13 protein-coding genes are annotated in these 16,587 nt (G+C 39.2%); 8 read left to right on the top strand and 5 right to left on the bottom strand.

The features are described from left to right. Window positions 1-210 precede the first annotated feature (210 nt). The gene (locus M0R21_11430; GenBank protein MCK9618429.1) at window positions 211-2,619 is read left to right on the top strand and encodes a TonB-dependent receptor; all 2,409 of its coding nucleotides are present in this window, start codon (window positions 211-213) and stop codon (window positions 2,617-2,619) included. 5 nt (window positions 2,620-2,624) lie between these two features. On the opposite strand, the gene dtd is transcribed toward M0R21_11430, so the two are convergent. Beyond that, window positions 2,625-3,077 (bottom strand): D-aminoacyl-tRNA deacylase, encoded by a 453-nt coding sequence (dtd, locus tag M0R21_11425; protein ID MCK9618428.1) that lies wholly within the window; start codon window positions 3,075-3,077, stop codon window positions 2,625-2,627. 160 nt (window positions 3,078-3,237) lie between these two features. On the opposite strand from dtd, the gene M0R21_11420 reads away from it, so the two are divergent. The 6 genes from M0R21_11420 to M0R21_11395 all read left to right on the top strand — a co-directional run bounded on the left by M0R21_11420 (window position 3,238) and on the right by M0R21_11395 (window position 8,320). Then, window positions 3,238-4,716, top strand: coding sequence for a GH3 auxin-responsive promoter family protein (locus M0R21_11420; GenBank protein ID MCK9618427.1), 1,479 nt, complete (start codon window positions 3,238-3,240; stop codon window positions 4,714-4,716). Between the two features lie 50 nt (window positions 4,717-4,766). After that, entirely contained in the window at window positions 4,767-5,381 is a 615-nt protein-coding gene (locus tag M0R21_11415; GenBank protein ID MCK9618426.1) for a deoxynucleoside kinase, read from the top strand. Window positions 5,382-5,400: 19 nt separating this feature from the next. Continuing rightward, window positions 5,401-6,153, top strand: coding sequence for a 3-deoxy-manno-octulosonate cytidylyltransferase (gene kdsB, locus M0R21_11410; protein MCK9618425.1), 753 nt, complete (start codon window positions 5,401-5,403; stop codon window positions 6,151-6,153). Between the two features lie 49 nt (window positions 6,154-6,202). Beyond that, a complete protein-coding gene (locus tag M0R21_11405; GenBank protein ID MCK9618424.1) occupies window positions 6,203-7,165 on the top strand; it encodes an SPOR domain-containing protein in 963 nt (320 codons plus the stop codon). A gap of 12 nt (window positions 7,166-7,177) precedes the next feature. Then, complete coding sequence (gene trmB, locus M0R21_11400; protein MCK9618423.1) at window positions 7,178-7,867, top strand: tRNA (guanosine(46)-N7)-methyltransferase TrmB; 690 nt, start codon at window positions 7,178-7,180, stop codon at window positions 7,865-7,867. A 111-nt stretch (window positions 7,868-7,978) separates the two neighbouring features. Then, window positions 7,979-8,320 (top strand): MGMT family protein, encoded by a 342-nt coding sequence (locus M0R21_11395; protein ID MCK9618422.1) that lies wholly within the window; start codon window positions 7,979-7,981, stop codon window positions 8,318-8,320. A 381-nt stretch (window positions 8,321-8,701) separates the two neighbouring features. Here the strand turns inward: M0R21_11395 and M0R21_11390 are convergent, their stop codons facing one another. Then, window positions 8,702-11,125 carry a TonB-dependent receptor gene (locus M0R21_11390; protein MCK9618421.1) on the bottom strand — a complete coding sequence of 808 codons (2,424 nt, stop codon included), beginning with the start codon at window positions 11,123-11,125 and terminating at the stop codon, window positions 8,702-8,704. A gap of 162 nt (window positions 11,126-11,287) precedes the next feature. Then, complete coding sequence (locus M0R21_11385) at window positions 11,288-11,812, bottom strand: hypothetical protein (protein MCK9618420.1); 525 nt, start codon at window positions 11,810-11,812, stop codon at window positions 11,288-11,290. A 356-nt stretch (window positions 11,813-12,168) separates the two neighbouring features. Here M0R21_11385 and M0R21_11380 point away from each other — a divergent pair, with 356 nt between their 5' ends. After that, the gene (locus M0R21_11380; GenBank protein MCK9618419.1) at window positions 12,169-12,873 is read left to right on the top strand and encodes a DUF2807 domain-containing protein; all 705 of its coding nucleotides are present in this window, start codon (window positions 12,169-12,171) and stop codon (window positions 12,871-12,873) included. On the opposite strand, the gene M0R21_11375 is transcribed toward M0R21_11380, so the two are convergent. Both M0R21_11375 and rfaD read right to left on the bottom strand, forming a co-directional pair. After that, window positions 12,870-15,329, bottom strand: coding sequence for a TonB-dependent receptor (locus tag M0R21_11375; protein ID MCK9618418.1), 2,460 nt, complete (start codon window positions 15,327-15,329; stop codon window positions 12,870-12,872). The two genes, M0R21_11380 and M0R21_11375, sit on opposite strands and share 4 nt — an antisense overlap. A 247-nt stretch (window positions 15,330-15,576) precedes the next feature. Further along, complete coding sequence (rfaD, locus tag M0R21_11370) at window positions 15,577-16,542, bottom strand: ADP-glyceromanno-heptose 6-epimerase (protein ID MCK9618417.1); 966 nt, start codon at window positions 16,540-16,542, stop codon at window positions 15,577-15,579. Window positions 16,543-16,587: the final 45 nt, after the last annotated feature.

Below are 16,587 nucleotides of genomic sequence, written 5' to 3'. Positions count from 1 at the left end.
AATTATTCCGTCGGTCGGGTTTATTCCTTCACTGCTTGCTCCTCAGCAGAGCCTGTGTCCGTTTATCCCGACAAACAAATGTACTAAAAGTTTACTTGACACAGTTCGTTGTACACTCCCCCCGGATACCAAAGCTTGCATTACACAATAATCAATAAATCAACAATCTTTAAAACAAAACGTTTAGAAAAAAACATTTCCTGCTTTTTCATGCAAATCGAACCATTTTTTACTATTTTTGCTGCATTCTTTAATTTTATTTACGGGCTGTTTATTATTATTATGAAACCTCAACGTCTATACTTATTTTTGTTTGCCAGTATTTTATTTTTGTTTTTTTCCCCCCGTAATAGCATAGCTCAGGAAGGAGTTATCAGAGGTTTTGTATATGAAAAAGAAACGGGTGAACCTATTATTTTTACCAATGTGTACCTGTATAAAACTTCTATCGGTGCTGCAACCGACGTAAACGGATATTTTGCCATAACACGCATACCAAAAGGAACATATACCCTGATGGTTACCTATATGGGTTATGATACCCTCAGGATGCCCGTTTCCATTGCCGGCAGCGAAGTACTCAATAAGAAACTTTATCTGAAAGCATCTGCGGTTAATATCCAGGGAGTTAATATAACTTCTACCAAAACAGAAAATAAAACCGAAACCCGTACATCAGTAGTAAAAATCACCCCTAAGGAGGTAAAACAAATCCCTTCCATAGGTGGGCAACCCGACCTTGCACAGTACTTGCAGGTACTTCCCGGTGTGATATTTACAGGCGACCAGGGTGGACAATTGTATATTCGCGGAGGCTCTCCTATCCAAAACAAGGTACTACTCGATGGAATGGTGATTTATAATCCATTCCATTCCATCGGACTTTTTTCGGTTTTTGAAACCGACATCATCCGTAATGCCAACATTTACACAGGAGGCTTTAATGCCGAATACGGCGGAAGAATTTCTTCGGTGATGGATATTACCACACGCGACGGTAATAAAAAACGCATTTCAGGAAAAGTAGGAGGAAATACTTTTGGCGCCAATATGCTGCTTGAAGGTCCTCTTAAAAAACAATCAGAAGCTGGCGAAGGTAGTTCTTCATTTATCTTTTCTTTCAAAAATTCCTACCTCGAACAAAGCGCGAAAACTTTTTACAAAGATGTGGACACAACTGGGTTGCCTTTCAACTATACCGATATTTACGGAAAAATATCGCTCAATGCTTCCAACGGCAGCAAAGTAAATTTTTTCGGATTTAATTTTGATGACAAAGTAAATAATTACAAAAACTTGTCCGATTTTCACTGGAAATCGTCAGGAGGCGGAATGAACTTCATTTTGGTTCCCGGCAACACGCCCATGCTGCTGGAAGGGGTGGTAGCATACTCGAAATATGGCATTACCATGTCGGAATCCGACCAGCTTCCCCGCCACAGTGATATCAATGGGTTTAACCTCGGATTGGGATTTACTTATTTTTCGGGGAAAAATGAAACAAAATATGGTATTGAGATACAGGGTTTTTCAACAAATTATGAATTTACTAATGAAGCGAACAGCGTCATTCAACAAGAGCAGAATACAACAGAAATCTGTGGATACGTAAAATACAAATACGTGAAAGGAAAATTTCTTATCGAACCCGGATTCCGTCTGCAATGGTATGCCTCACTTTCCAATTTTTCGCCTGAGCCCAGGTTGTCAGTGAAATACAATGTTGCTGAGAAATTCAGGATTAAATTTGCTTCCGGTATTTATTCACAAAATCTTCTCAGTGCCAATTCCGACCGTGATGTAGTAAATCTTTTTTACGGATTTCTTTCCGGTCCGGAAGACTTGGGTAAATTTAAAAGCAAAAGTGTAAAACATAAATTACAAAAAGCAAACCATGTGATTTTGGGCTTTGAATATGAACCTTTTTCTAATCTCACCCTTAATCTCGAAGGCTATTATAAATATTTTAGCCAACTGACGAATATTAATAGAAATAAAATTTTTAACGACGATTTTCCTTACAACGACGAAAAATCTATTTATTACGTTCCCGAATACCTCCGTAAAGATTTTATCATCGAAAAAGGAGATGCCGAAGGAATAGATTTGTCTGCCAAATACGAATACAACAGGTTGTATATATGGTCGGTATATTCATATGCTTTCGTTCACCGTACTGACGGAAGAAATAGCTATGCTCCGCATTATGATCGTCGCCATAATGTTAATCTGGTTACTTCTTACCAGATAGGCAGCAACAGAAGCTGGGAAATCAGCTTACGCTGGAATTTCGGTTCGGGTTTCCCCTTTACCCAAACCCAGGGATATTACGAAATGATAGACTTTAGCGATGGTATCTCTACGGATTATACCACCGAAAACGGAACGATGAAACTTCAGTATGCCGATATTAACCTCGGAAGGCTTCCTTACTACCATCGTCTGGATGGCAATATCAAAAAAATATTTGAATTGAGTAAATATAGTAAACTGGAATTTAACCTTGGAGCAACTAATATCTACGACCGGAAAAACGTTTTTTATGTAAACCGCATTACCGGCGAACGGGTTGACCAATTACCATTTATGTGGAGTTTCGGTTTTAACCTTAGTTTTTAACGCTTTTATTCCTTATTTTTCGAATCTATAAACAATGTTACCGGTCCATCGTTAACAAGGTGAACCTGCATCATGGCTCCAAATTCGCCGGTAGAAATATCTTTTCCGGTATCCTCTTTCAGCCTTTCGATAAATGCCTTATACAAGGGGAGCGCTGTTTCAGGTTTTGCAGCACGGATAAAGGACGGACGGTTGCCCTTACGGGTGCTGGCATGCAATGTAAACTGGCTCACTACAATTATATTACCTTCGGTCTCGGTTATTGGCAGGTTCATCGCCCCATAACCATCCGGAAAAATCCTTAAACGTGCAATTTTCCCGCTTAGCCAAATGCCATCTTCCTCATTGTCCGATTTTTCAATACCTAACAATACAAGTAACCCTTTACTAATCGCGGCTACTTTTTCCCCGTTTATAACAACAGAAGCTTCTGAAACTCTCTGTACTACTGCTCGCATAATTTAAAAATCAAGGATTCAAACCTACACAAATTTTTAATAATTATACATGAGGACACGAGGTTTTTGTTGCATATAAAAAGGTTTTTGTAAGTTTGTAAAGTTTATTTTCCTGCAAAAAAGTAATATGGCGTTTATAAGTTCAGTTTTATTATGGCTGATGAAAAAAAGGATTCATCAGATTGAATTATTCAATAAATACCCATATGATGTGCAGTATGAATTGTTTAAAAAACTTATTGCCTCAGCTAAGGATACCGAATGGGGAAAAAAATACGAGTACAAAAGCATCCTCAACTTTGATCAGTTTAAAGAAAGGGTACCTATTAACGATTATGAAAGCTTAAAACCATATATCAACCGCCTGCGCAAAGGCGAACAAAATATTTTGTGGAATTCCGATATCCGTTGGTTTGCCAAATCTTCGGGAACCACTTCTGATAAAAGCAAGTTTATTCCTGTTAGTGAAGAATCCCTTGAAGAATGTCATTTTAAGGGAGGAAAAGATATGCTTTCCATGTATTGTAATAATAATCCTGAAACCCAAATATTTTCGGGAAGAGGACTGGCAATGGGAGGCAGCCACCAGATAAATGAGGTAAACAACGAAGCCTACTACGACGGAGACTTGTCAGCTATCATCATGCAAAACCTGCCGTTCTGGGCTGAATTTATCAGGGTACCCAACCTGAGTATCGCACTAATGAACGAGTGGGAAAGCAAAATTGAAAAAATTGCATATTCTACCATCAACCACAATGTTACCAACATGCTTGGGGTTCCTTCGTGGATGTTGTTGCTTATCAAACGCATACTCGATATTTCCGGAAAAAGTAACCTGATGGAGGTGTGGCCCAATCTGGAGGTATATTTTCATGGAGGAGTAAGCTTTATCCCCTACCGCGAACAATACCGGAAGCTGATTGCTTCCGATACCTTCAAATATGTGGAAACCTACAATGCCTCGGAGGGCTTTTTCGGTATACAGGATCGAAATAATTCGCAAGAAATGCTGCTTATGCTCGACTATGGTATTTTTTATGAATTTTTACCTCTCAGCGAACTGTATAGTGAAAATCCTAAAACCATTCAATTGGACGAAGTAGACACCGATACCCATTATGTTCTTGTTATTTCAACCAATGCAGGTTTATGGCGTTACATTGTAGGTGATACCATCCGTTTTACCAGCCTCGACCCTTATAGGATACAAATTACCGGCAGAACAAAAAGTTTTATCAATGCTGTAGGTGAAGAACTCATAGTGGATAATGCCGAAAAAGCCCTTGCTATTGCCTGTGAAAAAACGCATTCTGTTGTAAATGAATATACAGCAGCACCCGATTATTTTCAAGGGAATACCAATGCTGTACACGAGTGGCTTATTGAATTCGCTATTCCGCCTGACAACCTCGATTTTTTTGTTGAAACTTTTGATAATGCCCTTAAATCCATCAACTCGGACTATGAAGCCAAAAGATACCATAATATGGTACTTCGTAAGCCTGAGGTGTATCCGGTTCCGGAAGGCACTTTTTACCAATGGCTGAGAAAACACAATAAACTCGGCGGGCAACACAAAGTACCCCGCTTATCAAATGAAAGAAAATTTGTTGAAGAAATACGAAAGATGATTTAAGGAATCATCTTTTTCTTATTTTCGTACACTAAATACAATACACTATACCCATGCATATAGCCATCGCAGGAAACATAGGCTCAGGCAAAACCACACTTTCTGGTTTGCTTGCCAAACATTTCGGTTGGGAAGCCCATTACGAAGATGTTGAAACAAATCCTTATCTTTCAAGTTTTTATGAAGATATGCAACGATGGTCGTTCAACTTACAGATTTATTTTTTGAACAGCCGTTTTCGGCAAATAGTGGAGATTCATAATAGCGGAAAAGCCGTGGTGCAGGATCGTACTATTTATGAAGATGCCTATATTTTCGCTCCCAACCTGCACGATATGAATCTTATGGCTACAAGAGATTTTCATAATTACCAAAGCCTTTTCGAACTGATGGTTTCGTTTATCAAACCACCTGATTTGCTTATCTACCTCAGAGCAAGCGTCCCCACACTTGTCAGACAGATTCAGAAACGGGGAAGGGATTATGAAGCCTCCATCCGTCTCGACTACCTGAAAAGCCTGAACGATCGTTACGAAGAATGGATTAATGGCTACAAAGAGGGAAAATTGATGATAGTGGACGTTGACGACATCAACTTCTCAGAAAACCCCGAGGACCTTGGCAATATTATCGAAAGGGTAAATGCCGAACTTCACGGACTGTTCTGAAGTTAATTTTACATGTTCGATGAAAATTCTCGGAATTATTCCTTCACGTTATGCTTCCACCCGTTTTCCGGGGAAACCACTCACGGTTATCAACGGAAAAACCATGATTCAAAGAGTTTATGAACAGGCTGCCAAAGCAAGTTTATTGGACAATGTGGTGGTTGCTACCGATGACAGCCGTATTGCTGAGGAAGTGAAGCGCTTTGGAGGTAAGGTGGTAATGACATCTTCCAGCCACCGGACAGGTACCGACCGCTGTGCGGAAACTGCAGAAATACTCATGCGTGATTCAGGAGTAAACTATGATGCTATCATTAATATTCAGGGAGATGAACCTTTTATTGATCCCGGGCAAATAAACCAGGTTGCCATGTGCTTCAACAATGAAGATGTGCAAATTGCCACCCTGGCACTACGACTCACTTCTTCTGAAGCATTATTTGCCCCTTCCATCATAAAAATAGTGGCAAATAACAATAACAAGGCTTTATACTTCAGCCGCTCGCCCATCCCCTACCTGAGAGGAAAAGATGAACAGGATTGGATAAACTATCATACTTACTATAAACATATAGGAATTTACGGTTACCGGACTCATGTTTTACAAAGAATCAGTACACTGGAACAACCTTCATCACTTGAAACAGCCGAGTCGCTCGAACAACTGCGGTGGATGCAAAATGGCATCCCTATTCATGTTGAATTTACTGAACATGAAAGTGTTTCTATTGACACCCCTGACGATTTATTAAAACTTACTAACAACGCTTGATTTTTTCACCTACCTGTACTACTTTAGCAATGGCAAAAAATGTTGTGCAATGAAACTGGAAAGATACATCTGCGATTTACTATACAGACATGATTGTGTTATAGTTCCTGGTTTTGGTGGTTTTATTATCCATGCCAAACCTGCAACCATTCACCCAGCACGTAATTCTTTTCAACCTCCATCAAGGGAAATTGTTTTTAATGCAGAGCTCACCACTAACGATGGCTTACTTGCCAACTTTCTTGCCATGATAAGAGGTGAATCGTATGAGGATACCTTGCAAATGATTAATGATTCAGTGCTGTTATGGAACCAGCAGCTTGCCCGGCAGGAAACTCTCAACTTGAAAGGAATCGGAGATTTTACCCTCAATACCGATAAAAAGCCTGTTTTTTCGCCCGATACCACGGTAAATTATCTTGAAGATGCTTACGGGCTTACAGAATTTGTTTCCCCGGCAATTCAGCGCGAAACCAACAGGATTTTGCTTGCAAAACGCTTTGCCGACCGCAAATCCCGTACAAAAAAGCCAAGTCATGCAGGAATCATCCGGCGTATTGCCACAACATCTTTGCCCATAGCAGCTCTTGTTATTTGGGGTATTTTTAATTGGAATACCGTGCAAAGTACATATACAAATTCTGCAGGACTTTTTTCCTTTTTCCGTTACAGTTCGGGTATCAATCATGAAAAGGAAATGCCGGTAACCCCACATATAATTAACAGTGCATCAATTATTCCCATTCCAGTGATGAAATCTTTACCGGCAACTGAAAAGCAGGCTGGGTTAAAATATTTCATCATAGGCGGCGCTTTCCTAAGTGAAGAAAATGCACAGAATTTTGTAAAAAGCTGCCAGTCGAAAGGACATCAGGCAACAATAATTGATAAAACCCGTAACGGGCTTTTCCGCGTGAGTGTTGATGGCTTTGCTACCCTTGAAGAAGCAAACCTTCAACTGAAAGAAATTCAACAAACCATCAACGGTTCAGCCTGGATTTTGAATAAATAAGCCATTGCCGTCGTGGGAAAGAAAAACAAGCTGCAACGTTTTGCTGAAAACGCCACCTTTGCGCATCTATTTCAACCTACTTTTGAAGAATTGGCTTCCGGTTATTCCATGAAAGGAAACTGGAACGCAGGTTTTTTTAAAAATAACCATCCCATAGTGGTAGAATTAGGTTGTGGCAAAGGAGAATACACCATTGCCCTGGCAGATAAATATCCCGAAAAAAATTGTATCGGTATCGACAAAAAAGGCGCCCGTCTGTGGAAAGGCAGTAAAACCAGTCTGGAAAACCAGATGAAAAACGTGGCATTTATCCGCACACATACGGAAATGATAGAGCAAATTTTTGCCCCGGGCGAAATCAATGAAATATGGATCACCTTTCCTGAGCCCCAGCCCCGTAATTCGAGGGCAAAAAGGAGGTTTACCTCCCCTCAATACATTGAAAGGTACAAACAGATTCTTGCCCCCGGCGGATTATTACACCTTAAAACAGATAACGCGGAACTGTATAATTACACATTGGAAATAATTGTTATGCACAGATACACAATACTATATCAAACCGACGATTTGTACAATGCCCCGGTTACGCCCGACATAGCCGACGTGCTGCCAGTACAGACTTTTTACGAAAAAATGTGGCTGGAACAAGGACTGAAGATACATTATCTGAAATTTATAGCGGAAAGCCGGGAGCTATGAGCCAAAAGTTAAACGTAATGACATTTTCGGGCAATATATTTCGAACCGTAAAAAGCAATATACCTCCCATTAACCATTAAACATTCATCATTAACCCTTATTCTTTTAAACGTGCCTGCCGACACTTTCAATTTCTTCTCACGGGTATATGCAGTAGCAAAATGCATTCCTTACGGAAGGGTTACTTCTTACGGTGCCATTGCGGCTTATCTGGGCAGTCGTGGCTCGGCAAGGATGGTGGGCTGGGCGATGAATGCCTCGCACAGTGCCATGGAAAATATTCCTGCCCACCGTGTGGTGAACCGCAACGGAATACTTAGCGGCAAACACTATTTCGGCAACCCCGAAGTGATGAAGCAACTCCTTGAAAACGAAGGTATCGAAGTGCAGGACGACAAGGTGGTACACTTCAACAGTCTTTTCTGGGACCCTGGAAAAGAAATGAATGTATAATTTTTATTGAGAACAACGATAACAGACGAATGAAGAAGAAATTCAGTTGTCTGAGGAAGAGGTTCAATGGAACTGTCCGGGAAAAACTGTGTAAATAAGGGACCTGTTAACCTGAGTTTCGGGATAAAGTATGTTTTCCATCTGCCTGGTAACAACCCGTCAGGATTTTAACATGAAGAAATATTACAAGAATGGTTTGCAACCTTATGCTGAACTCAGGTTAATAGTAATTAGTTGCCAGACTGAGCATCATCGAAGTCTGAAAAAGTTTTTGCAACGGTTTAATATTTTTCAAACATAGAACTTTTACAATAGCCATAAAAAGTGCCATCCCTCGCTAAAATTACAAAGGATGGCACACATTTAATTTACTTTCTCAGGTTAAAAATTTCCTCGTAAGGTGATAACAAAATTCCTGCCCGGAGCGCTTACACCCGAAGCAAAAACCCTGTAATGCATATCAAGCATATTTTCCAACGCCATCTGCAAGTTGAATTGTTTTGTAATCTGGTATCCTGCCCGCAAGTTTAGGGTGTACCACGCAGGCATCCCTTTTTCGGTAGCCGATGCAAGGTTATCTTCGCCGCTGGGGTTGTAATCTTTCAGCTTTTTCCAGCCATTATATTTTATACTAAACTCGGAATGAAACTTTTTCAACTCAAAATGGTAGGTGGTAGCACCATAAAAAGGAGGTACATGATCAAGCGGCTGATCGCCTTCCTTTACCCTTCCATAGGTGTAGGTTAAATTACTTGTTACGGAAAGTTGCGGATTGAGCTGTAATTTTGCATTTGCCTGCAAACCGTAAATATATGCTTCTCCTTTGTTGGTATTTGTTTGTATACCGCACATTTGTCCATCGTACGACACGGAATCCTGCCCGTTAAAAGTGGCAGAACTGGAAACGATGGCATCTTTTAGTAAAGTATAAAAACCGGTAAATTCAAGGTTTAAAGTATTGAATGCTGTTTTACCCAGTGTAAAATCCAGGTTGTAGGAATATTCGGGTTTCAGGTCGGGGTTGGGAATAACCAACAAATGGTCTTTTGCGTTCGAATCGTTTACCTTTCCCACATCATCCACATTGGGAGCACGGAAACCTGAAGCTGCACTCAGGGCAAAGCGCCAGTTGCTGCCGGGGAGATACACAAAGCCTAAATTTCCATTGACAGCAGTATTGTCTTGTTTAATAGTGTTGTCGAACGGAAACTGCATAATTTTCATCATCGTATCTGTATATACCGATCGCAGGGCTATGTAATTGATGCGTACACCCTGCGAGAAGATGAATTTCTTGCTGATCTCCCAGTTATGGGTAGCATAAGCAGCGAGTGTGAACATATAATTATAGTCATCAGGGTAGCGCGTAGCCATATCGTAAGTTTTTTCACCGGTAAGGATATTTTTCTGGTAAGCCTCAGAAGAAACCGAATTATACACGGTTTCCAACCCGTAGCGCAATTCGTTTACCGGGGTTACTTTTTTCATCAGGTCGGTGTTAAGCGAAAATACATCCACCGTTTCCAACTGGTATTGTTTGTTGTTTTTGCGGTATTTCCGGCTTATCCTGTCCTCGCTGATATTCTGATAAGCAATAGTAGTATTCCAATTGTCGTACAATTTTCTATCTCCGCTGAGTTCAGCCCGAAGTGAAGCCAGCAAACGGCTTTGAGGTCCATAATACCATTCGGCATACTTGGGTAATCCGCCCGCAAATTGTTGCAGACGGTCATAGCGTTGGATGTTGCTGGAGTTGGAGTATTGCAGATTAAGAATGTAACGAGTGTTACGGTTTGCCTGAAACAATATTTTCTGCATGATATCGTATTGAGAATACCCGGTTTCTTTTTGCAAATTCGGATCTGAATTTTTCAGAAGGCTGTCAGTACCATTTATTCTTTTTACATAGTAATTACATTTACCAAAATCGCCGTAAAAAGGGTCGCGTACGCTTCCCATATGAAGGTCGTCCAGGTTTTTGTAAGAGATATTGGTTAGAAATGCCCATTTTTTCAATCCGATATTAAAATGGACATTCCCGCTCATTTCGTTGGCTGCCGAAGAATACCTTGTAAAAAAACCGGAGTTCACATAAGGCTTTCCGTTAAAACTCAGTAAAGGATTGGGGGTGTAAAAATGCACCACTCCTCCCAGGGCATCGCTTCCATAAATAACTGAACCCGGGCCAAAAACCACTTCTACTCTTTGTAAAATGTTAGGGTCAACGGTAATGATACTTTGCAGGTGACCGCTACGGTAAATGGCATTATTCATTCTCACTCCATCAACAACAAGCAACACCTTGTTGGCTTCAAAGCCCCTGAGTACCGGGCTTCCACCGCCCAGTTGGCTTTGCTGTACGAAAATATTTCCGTTTTGTTGCAGAAGGTCTGCACTGGTTTGCGGATTATTAAATGCTATCTGTTTTGCAGTGATTATGTCAATTTTGTGAGGGATATCCGCTTTTTTTTCTTCAAATTTATTCGCTGAAAGCACCACCTCATCAAGCCGGATAATATTATCGGCTAAATACACTTTATATTTACTTTGAGAGAGTGCCTTTTTGGTAATTTTAAATTCCTGATAAGCTATATGCTTAAAAAACAGTGTGTCATTATCTTTAAAAGCCGACAGTTTTGCCACGCCTTTGGCATCGGTCATTTCAGCTGCAGATTTTGCCTGGTTATAAACGGATACATTAACGATGGGCTGCAGGTCCGACTTATCATAAACTGTTACCTGTTGCGCTGTAACACTATAAATAAAACAGGTAAATATACATAAAGTAAAAATTATTTTTCTCATTTGTAATTAATTTGTTATTTAATTGTCAAATAAAACCCATAAGGTTGAACATCATTTTCATCTGTATTTGTGGAATATAGGTTTCATTGTACTAAAATTATTAATAAATAAGTTAAAACAGAGATATACTATACTCTGAAATAAAAACTGTTTATCAATAATTTATATCTTGGGGGGAGGAGGAACCATTTCCACTTCTGGAATAGAATAAAAACAATTATATTCTGTAAATACAAGTTTGTTTTTATGTATATAATTTGTAAATTTTTCAGAATTATCAGTAAATTCATTTACCAGCAACTTATATAGTCGTTGCATTGTTTGCTGTGTCTGTGATTTTTTAGGACCGTCGTCGGAGGTAAGTCTGTTAAAATTTTTTAATAAAGTTCCTTCTTTTTCATCGTTAACACACATGTAATAAATCCTTCCGTTTTCACTAATTTCCTTTACTATATCATACATTTTCTCTCCAAAAATAAATTCATGTGGATTGATAAATTTTGCGTTATAGCAAAAATCCGGGTCATCGGCAGCAAAACGTAGTAATTCTTTTTCAGGCACAAGGCGAAATATACGGTGTTTCATTTCTTTTTTCGCCTGGTATTGGACAGTCTTATATACAATATAGTATCCTACTGCATTATAAAGTAAGGTAAAAGCCAAAAAAGCAGGTAAGATTCTTTTCAAAGGTTTTGCAAATTTGATACAAAAGTAAACTGAAACGGGATTCAAGTGTTTATAATATTGAAAAATGTTTTTTTCTTAGTATTAAACTGATTTCGGGACAAGGTTGCAAGCCATTTTTGGAATATTTCTTCATGTTACATTTCGCCGTAGGCGATGAACGTTAATAGAATGTTGATTTTTAAGAAAAAATTGTCCATAGACATTAATTATTGATCTCTCGACGGAGAATTCACCAAAAATAAAAAATCCTTTCTATTGATATTAAAATTCTGACAGGTTAATATCAAGCAGATGGAAAAAATATTTTATCCCGAACTCGGGTGAATAAGTTTACTATATTTGTAAAAAATAAGAAAATGAAAAAGATATTCTTTCTGTTAATTATGGCATTGTTTTCCTTTTGCGGTTGTATGGATTGCATCAACGGCAAAGGAGAATCTGTGGCAAGGGTTATGCAGGCTGATCCTTTTACAAAAATTGAAGTGAATGTTCCTGCCCATTTGTATCTTCAGCAAGGTACTACACAATCGCTTCGTATCGAAGCACAACAAAATATTCTTGATGAAATTGCGTGCCACGTTGCCGGGAACACCTTGGTAATTGAGCTGGAAAGAAAATGCCTGGGGAGCCACAAGGGCATCAATATTTTTCTTACTGCCAATACACTTGAAAAACTCACAGTTAATGCTTCGGCAGATGTAGAAACCAAAGGTACCTTTAAAGGAGAAGAACTGAAACTGGCAATCAATGGTTCTGGCAGTGTGTTTCTTAATGTAGAATATGATGAACTCACCTGCAAAATCGGAGGTTCCGGTAAAATTTTGCTGAAAGGTACTGCCAAAAAACAATGGTTTACCATCAACGGTTCAGGCAATATCCATTCTGAAGAAATGCCGGGAAGCCGCTGTAGTGTAGATGTTAACGGTTCAGGAAACTGCTATGTGATGGCGCTCGAAAAACTGGATGTTTCCATCAGCGGAAGCGGAAATGTAAGTTATAAGGGTTCTCCCGATATTACCACCAACATCAACGGTTCGGGAAACATCCGGAAAATAGACTAAAATTCGCCCATATCTCCTTCTTCACCATTGGCTTCCCTGTTGGGTTTTTGTTGTTTGTAATTATTAAACTTATAGCTTATTCCCAGGAAAATTATCTGCGATTCGCCCTTGTGGGTAGATGCGTAGGTAAAACCTTCTCCATAGGTTTCAGAACTGTATTTACGGGTTGCAAATACATCACTCATACGTGCATTTACCGATAATTTCCCCTTCAGAAAATCTTTTCGCAATGCAACATCAGTAAAATAAGTTTCCTTTCTCTTTCCCTGAGCCATAGTTACCGGAGCACGGTAATTGGAGATGACCTGAAAGAAAAAATCTTTGGAGAGATTGAGATTAAGATTCAGCTTGGCTGTCCATGTGTAGTCTTCTGTTTTTGGAATATTATATTCCTTACTTCCGTCGAAAGTGCTTTTAAACCAGGAATAGTTTGCATTTATTTTCAGAATTTTGAAAAATTCTTTGGTGGCTATCAATTCTATTCCATAGGATTGATTATTAGATAAGTTATAATAGGAGGTAAAAGTAACATTATTGGAATCCAGAACGCTTACAGAATTTATCACATCATCCGTTCTCCGGTAAAATACACTGCCTGTAAAAGAAGTTTTTCCCCAGTATTTGGAATACCCCAGCTCGAACGAATTGATGTATTCCGGTTTTAACTTGGGGTTACCCTGGCGTACGTTTAGTGAATCCTCATAATCCACAAAAGGATTCATCATCCTGGGATTGGGGCGGTTTATCCTGCGACTGTAACTTAACTGCACTTCCTGTTCTTTTCCAATTTCCTGCACCAGATGCACGGAAGGATAAAAACTAAAATAATTATTATCGAATTTGTCATTTTTATATTTCAGTTCCGATTCGGTGTATGCTTCTTCGAGCCGCAATCCTACCTGGTATTTGAATTTTTTTATGCTGTTGGAATAAATTCCATAGATAGCATGAATTTGTTCATCGTAAGCAAAATGATTTCGTTGTATAGTATCCCGTTGATCATTAGTCAATACGTTGTACAGATTGTTGCCCGAAACCTGTTGACGGTATGAGCTTTTGAAGCCGGCTTCCAATCTGCCACCTTCACCAAGAGGAGCAACATAATTTGCCTGGGCAATATACATGTTGTTTGAATTGTCGGATATCGAACGCTGAAGTGAAGTACTACTTACCGTATCTCCGGAAAATTCACGTTGCAGCATATCTTCATCCCCGTCCATGCTGTTATCACTAACAATAAAATCTGCAGTAAGCTCCTTCCCTTTCATTTCAAAGGTACGTTTGTAATTTAGTGTGTATTCATTTGTTCTCATCTTACGGCTTCCTTCTGTATTCCGGTCGAAATTCCTTTTCAGGTTAAATGCCGAATCTTTTGTAAGATTATCGGTAGTTTCATCTTCCGAACGGTCCATATGGCGGTTCTGGTACTGTAGCGTAATAGAATTGCGATCGTTCAGATAATAATCGGCTCCAACATTGATATTGTACATCTTGTTCTCACTGGTTCCATCTGTATGCTGGCTAAGGTAAGAAACAATGTTGTTATACTCAGTGGTACGAAAACCTGTACCGGAATCTTTGCTGCGGTGTTGACGCAAATCCATGTTTCCAAACAAATTTAATCCTTTGTTACGATAGTTAAGGTTCAGTGTGCCGCTGTATTTATCCCCCGTACCGGCATTGGCTTGTACCATACCATTAAGCCCCAGCAGGCTTTTCTTTTTCAGCACTATATTAATAATTCCGGAAGTTCCTTCCGGGTCGTAACGCACAGAAGGGTTGGTAACCAGTTCCACACTTTCGATAGAACTTGCCGGAATTTGGCTCAAAGCGTCCGAAGCACTCAAATTAGCCATTCCCGAAGGCTTACCATCAATAAGGATAGTAACATTGGTATTTCCTCTCAGGCTGATGTTTCCATCTGATTCCACCGAAACCGAAGGCAGGTTCTGCATTACATCAATGGCTGTGCCGCCCGAACTAGCAATATTTCTGTCAACATTGATGACTTTTTTATCCAGGTTATTGGTAATCATTTCCTTTTGTGCCACTACATCCACTGCTGAAAGCGAACTTGCCGACTGCGAAATCTGAATTTTGCCCAAATCAACTTCCGGATTTTTGGATAAAATGGAAACATTGTTTATGTATTTGGTTTTGTATCCTATAAATTGAATTTTTAGATAATATTTTCCAAAAGGGACTGGTTCGATAGTAAATTTCCCGGTTACATTACTGATGTTGCCGGTAACCATTACAGAATCTTTTACACGAAAAACCAGCACATTTCCGTATTCAATGGGTTGTGAAGCCTGGGCATCAATGAGAATCCCGGTAATTTTTCCGCTTCCCTGGGGCATGCTACCATTTCCCTGTGAAGGTCGCTGTGAAAAAACAAATGATGTTGTAGAAAACAAAAAGATTAATAAAAAATTGACTTTAAATGATTTACACATATAATCGGATAAATTTTCAGTTTGCAAATGTATATGGATAAGACACATGAAAAAGAAAAAACTTTCCTCTTTCATAATTTTTAACAGATAAAAAAACTACAACTTCACAGATATTGAAAAAAAACTACGAGGGGAAAAAAATTACACGGGTATTATTCGAAAAGCAGCCAAAATATACATAGCACCAAAATTAATTTGATTTACAAATTATTATGCAAATTTCAAATAAAGTCTGTAATGCAGTACTCTATAAATATTCCTGATAAACCAAGAAATTTTTTACATAATCTGCAATACCTTCTTCAAGACTGAAAAAAGGCTGTTGATACCCGATGGAAAACAACTTTGTCATGTCTGCCTGTGTAAAGTACTGGTATTTATCGCGTATATCAATAGGAGTATCAATAAATTCAATATTTTCAGGAATTTCCAATGCTTTAAAAGTATTTGCTGCAAGGTCGAGAAATGTACGTGCTTTACCTGTTCCCAGATTATAAATTCCTGAAAAGCCTTTTTTATTCATCAGAAAAAGGATAACCGACACAACATCTTTCACATACACAAAATCGCGAAGTTGCCCACCATCGGTAAAATCGGGACGATGCGATTTAAAAAGTTTCACTTTCCCGGTTTTCCGAACCTGGTGGAAAGCATGAAAAATTACGGAAGCCATGCGTCCTTTATGGTATTCATTGGGACCATACACATTGAAAAACTTCAAGCCATACCATAGCGGGGGCTGTTCGTTTTGCTGCAGCACCCATTTGTCGAATTCATTTTTCGAATTTCCATAGGGATTCAAAGGTTTCAGGCTGGGAATTAACGCATGGTCATCGCTGTAACCCAACTCACCAAGCCCGTATGTAGCCGCAGAGGAAGCATAAATTAAAGGAATCTGATAGCGGGTACAGAAATTCCATACCTGTTTTGAATAATTCACATTCAATTCGTCAAAAACGGATTTCCGAAATTCGGTAGTATCAGTCCTGGCTCCTATATGAAGCACAAAATTAACATTTTCATGATTTTGCTCCAGCCAGTTAAACAAAATAGAACGTTCAACCTTTTCTTTAATTTTTTTTGTATTAATGTTGTCAGCCTTTGTCTGGTTTGAAAAATCATCGGCAAGGACAAGGTCAAAAACGCCGTTTTCGTTGAGTTTGCCTGCCAGGCAACTTCCTATAAACCCGGCTGCTCCTGTAATTACTATCATTTTCAAAAGATTAAAAAAACGCTCCTCCTGCTATAGAAGAACGGG

The sequence above is a fragment of the Lentimicrobiaceae bacterium genome (genome assembly GCA_023227965.1).
In the GTDB taxonomy this organism is placed as follows: domain Bacteria; phylum Bacteroidota; class Bacteroidia; order Bacteroidales; family JALOCA01; genus JALOCA01.
The sequence above is the reverse complement of the archived record's forward strand: the minus strand, read 5'-3'. Positions and strand labels throughout refer to the sequence as shown.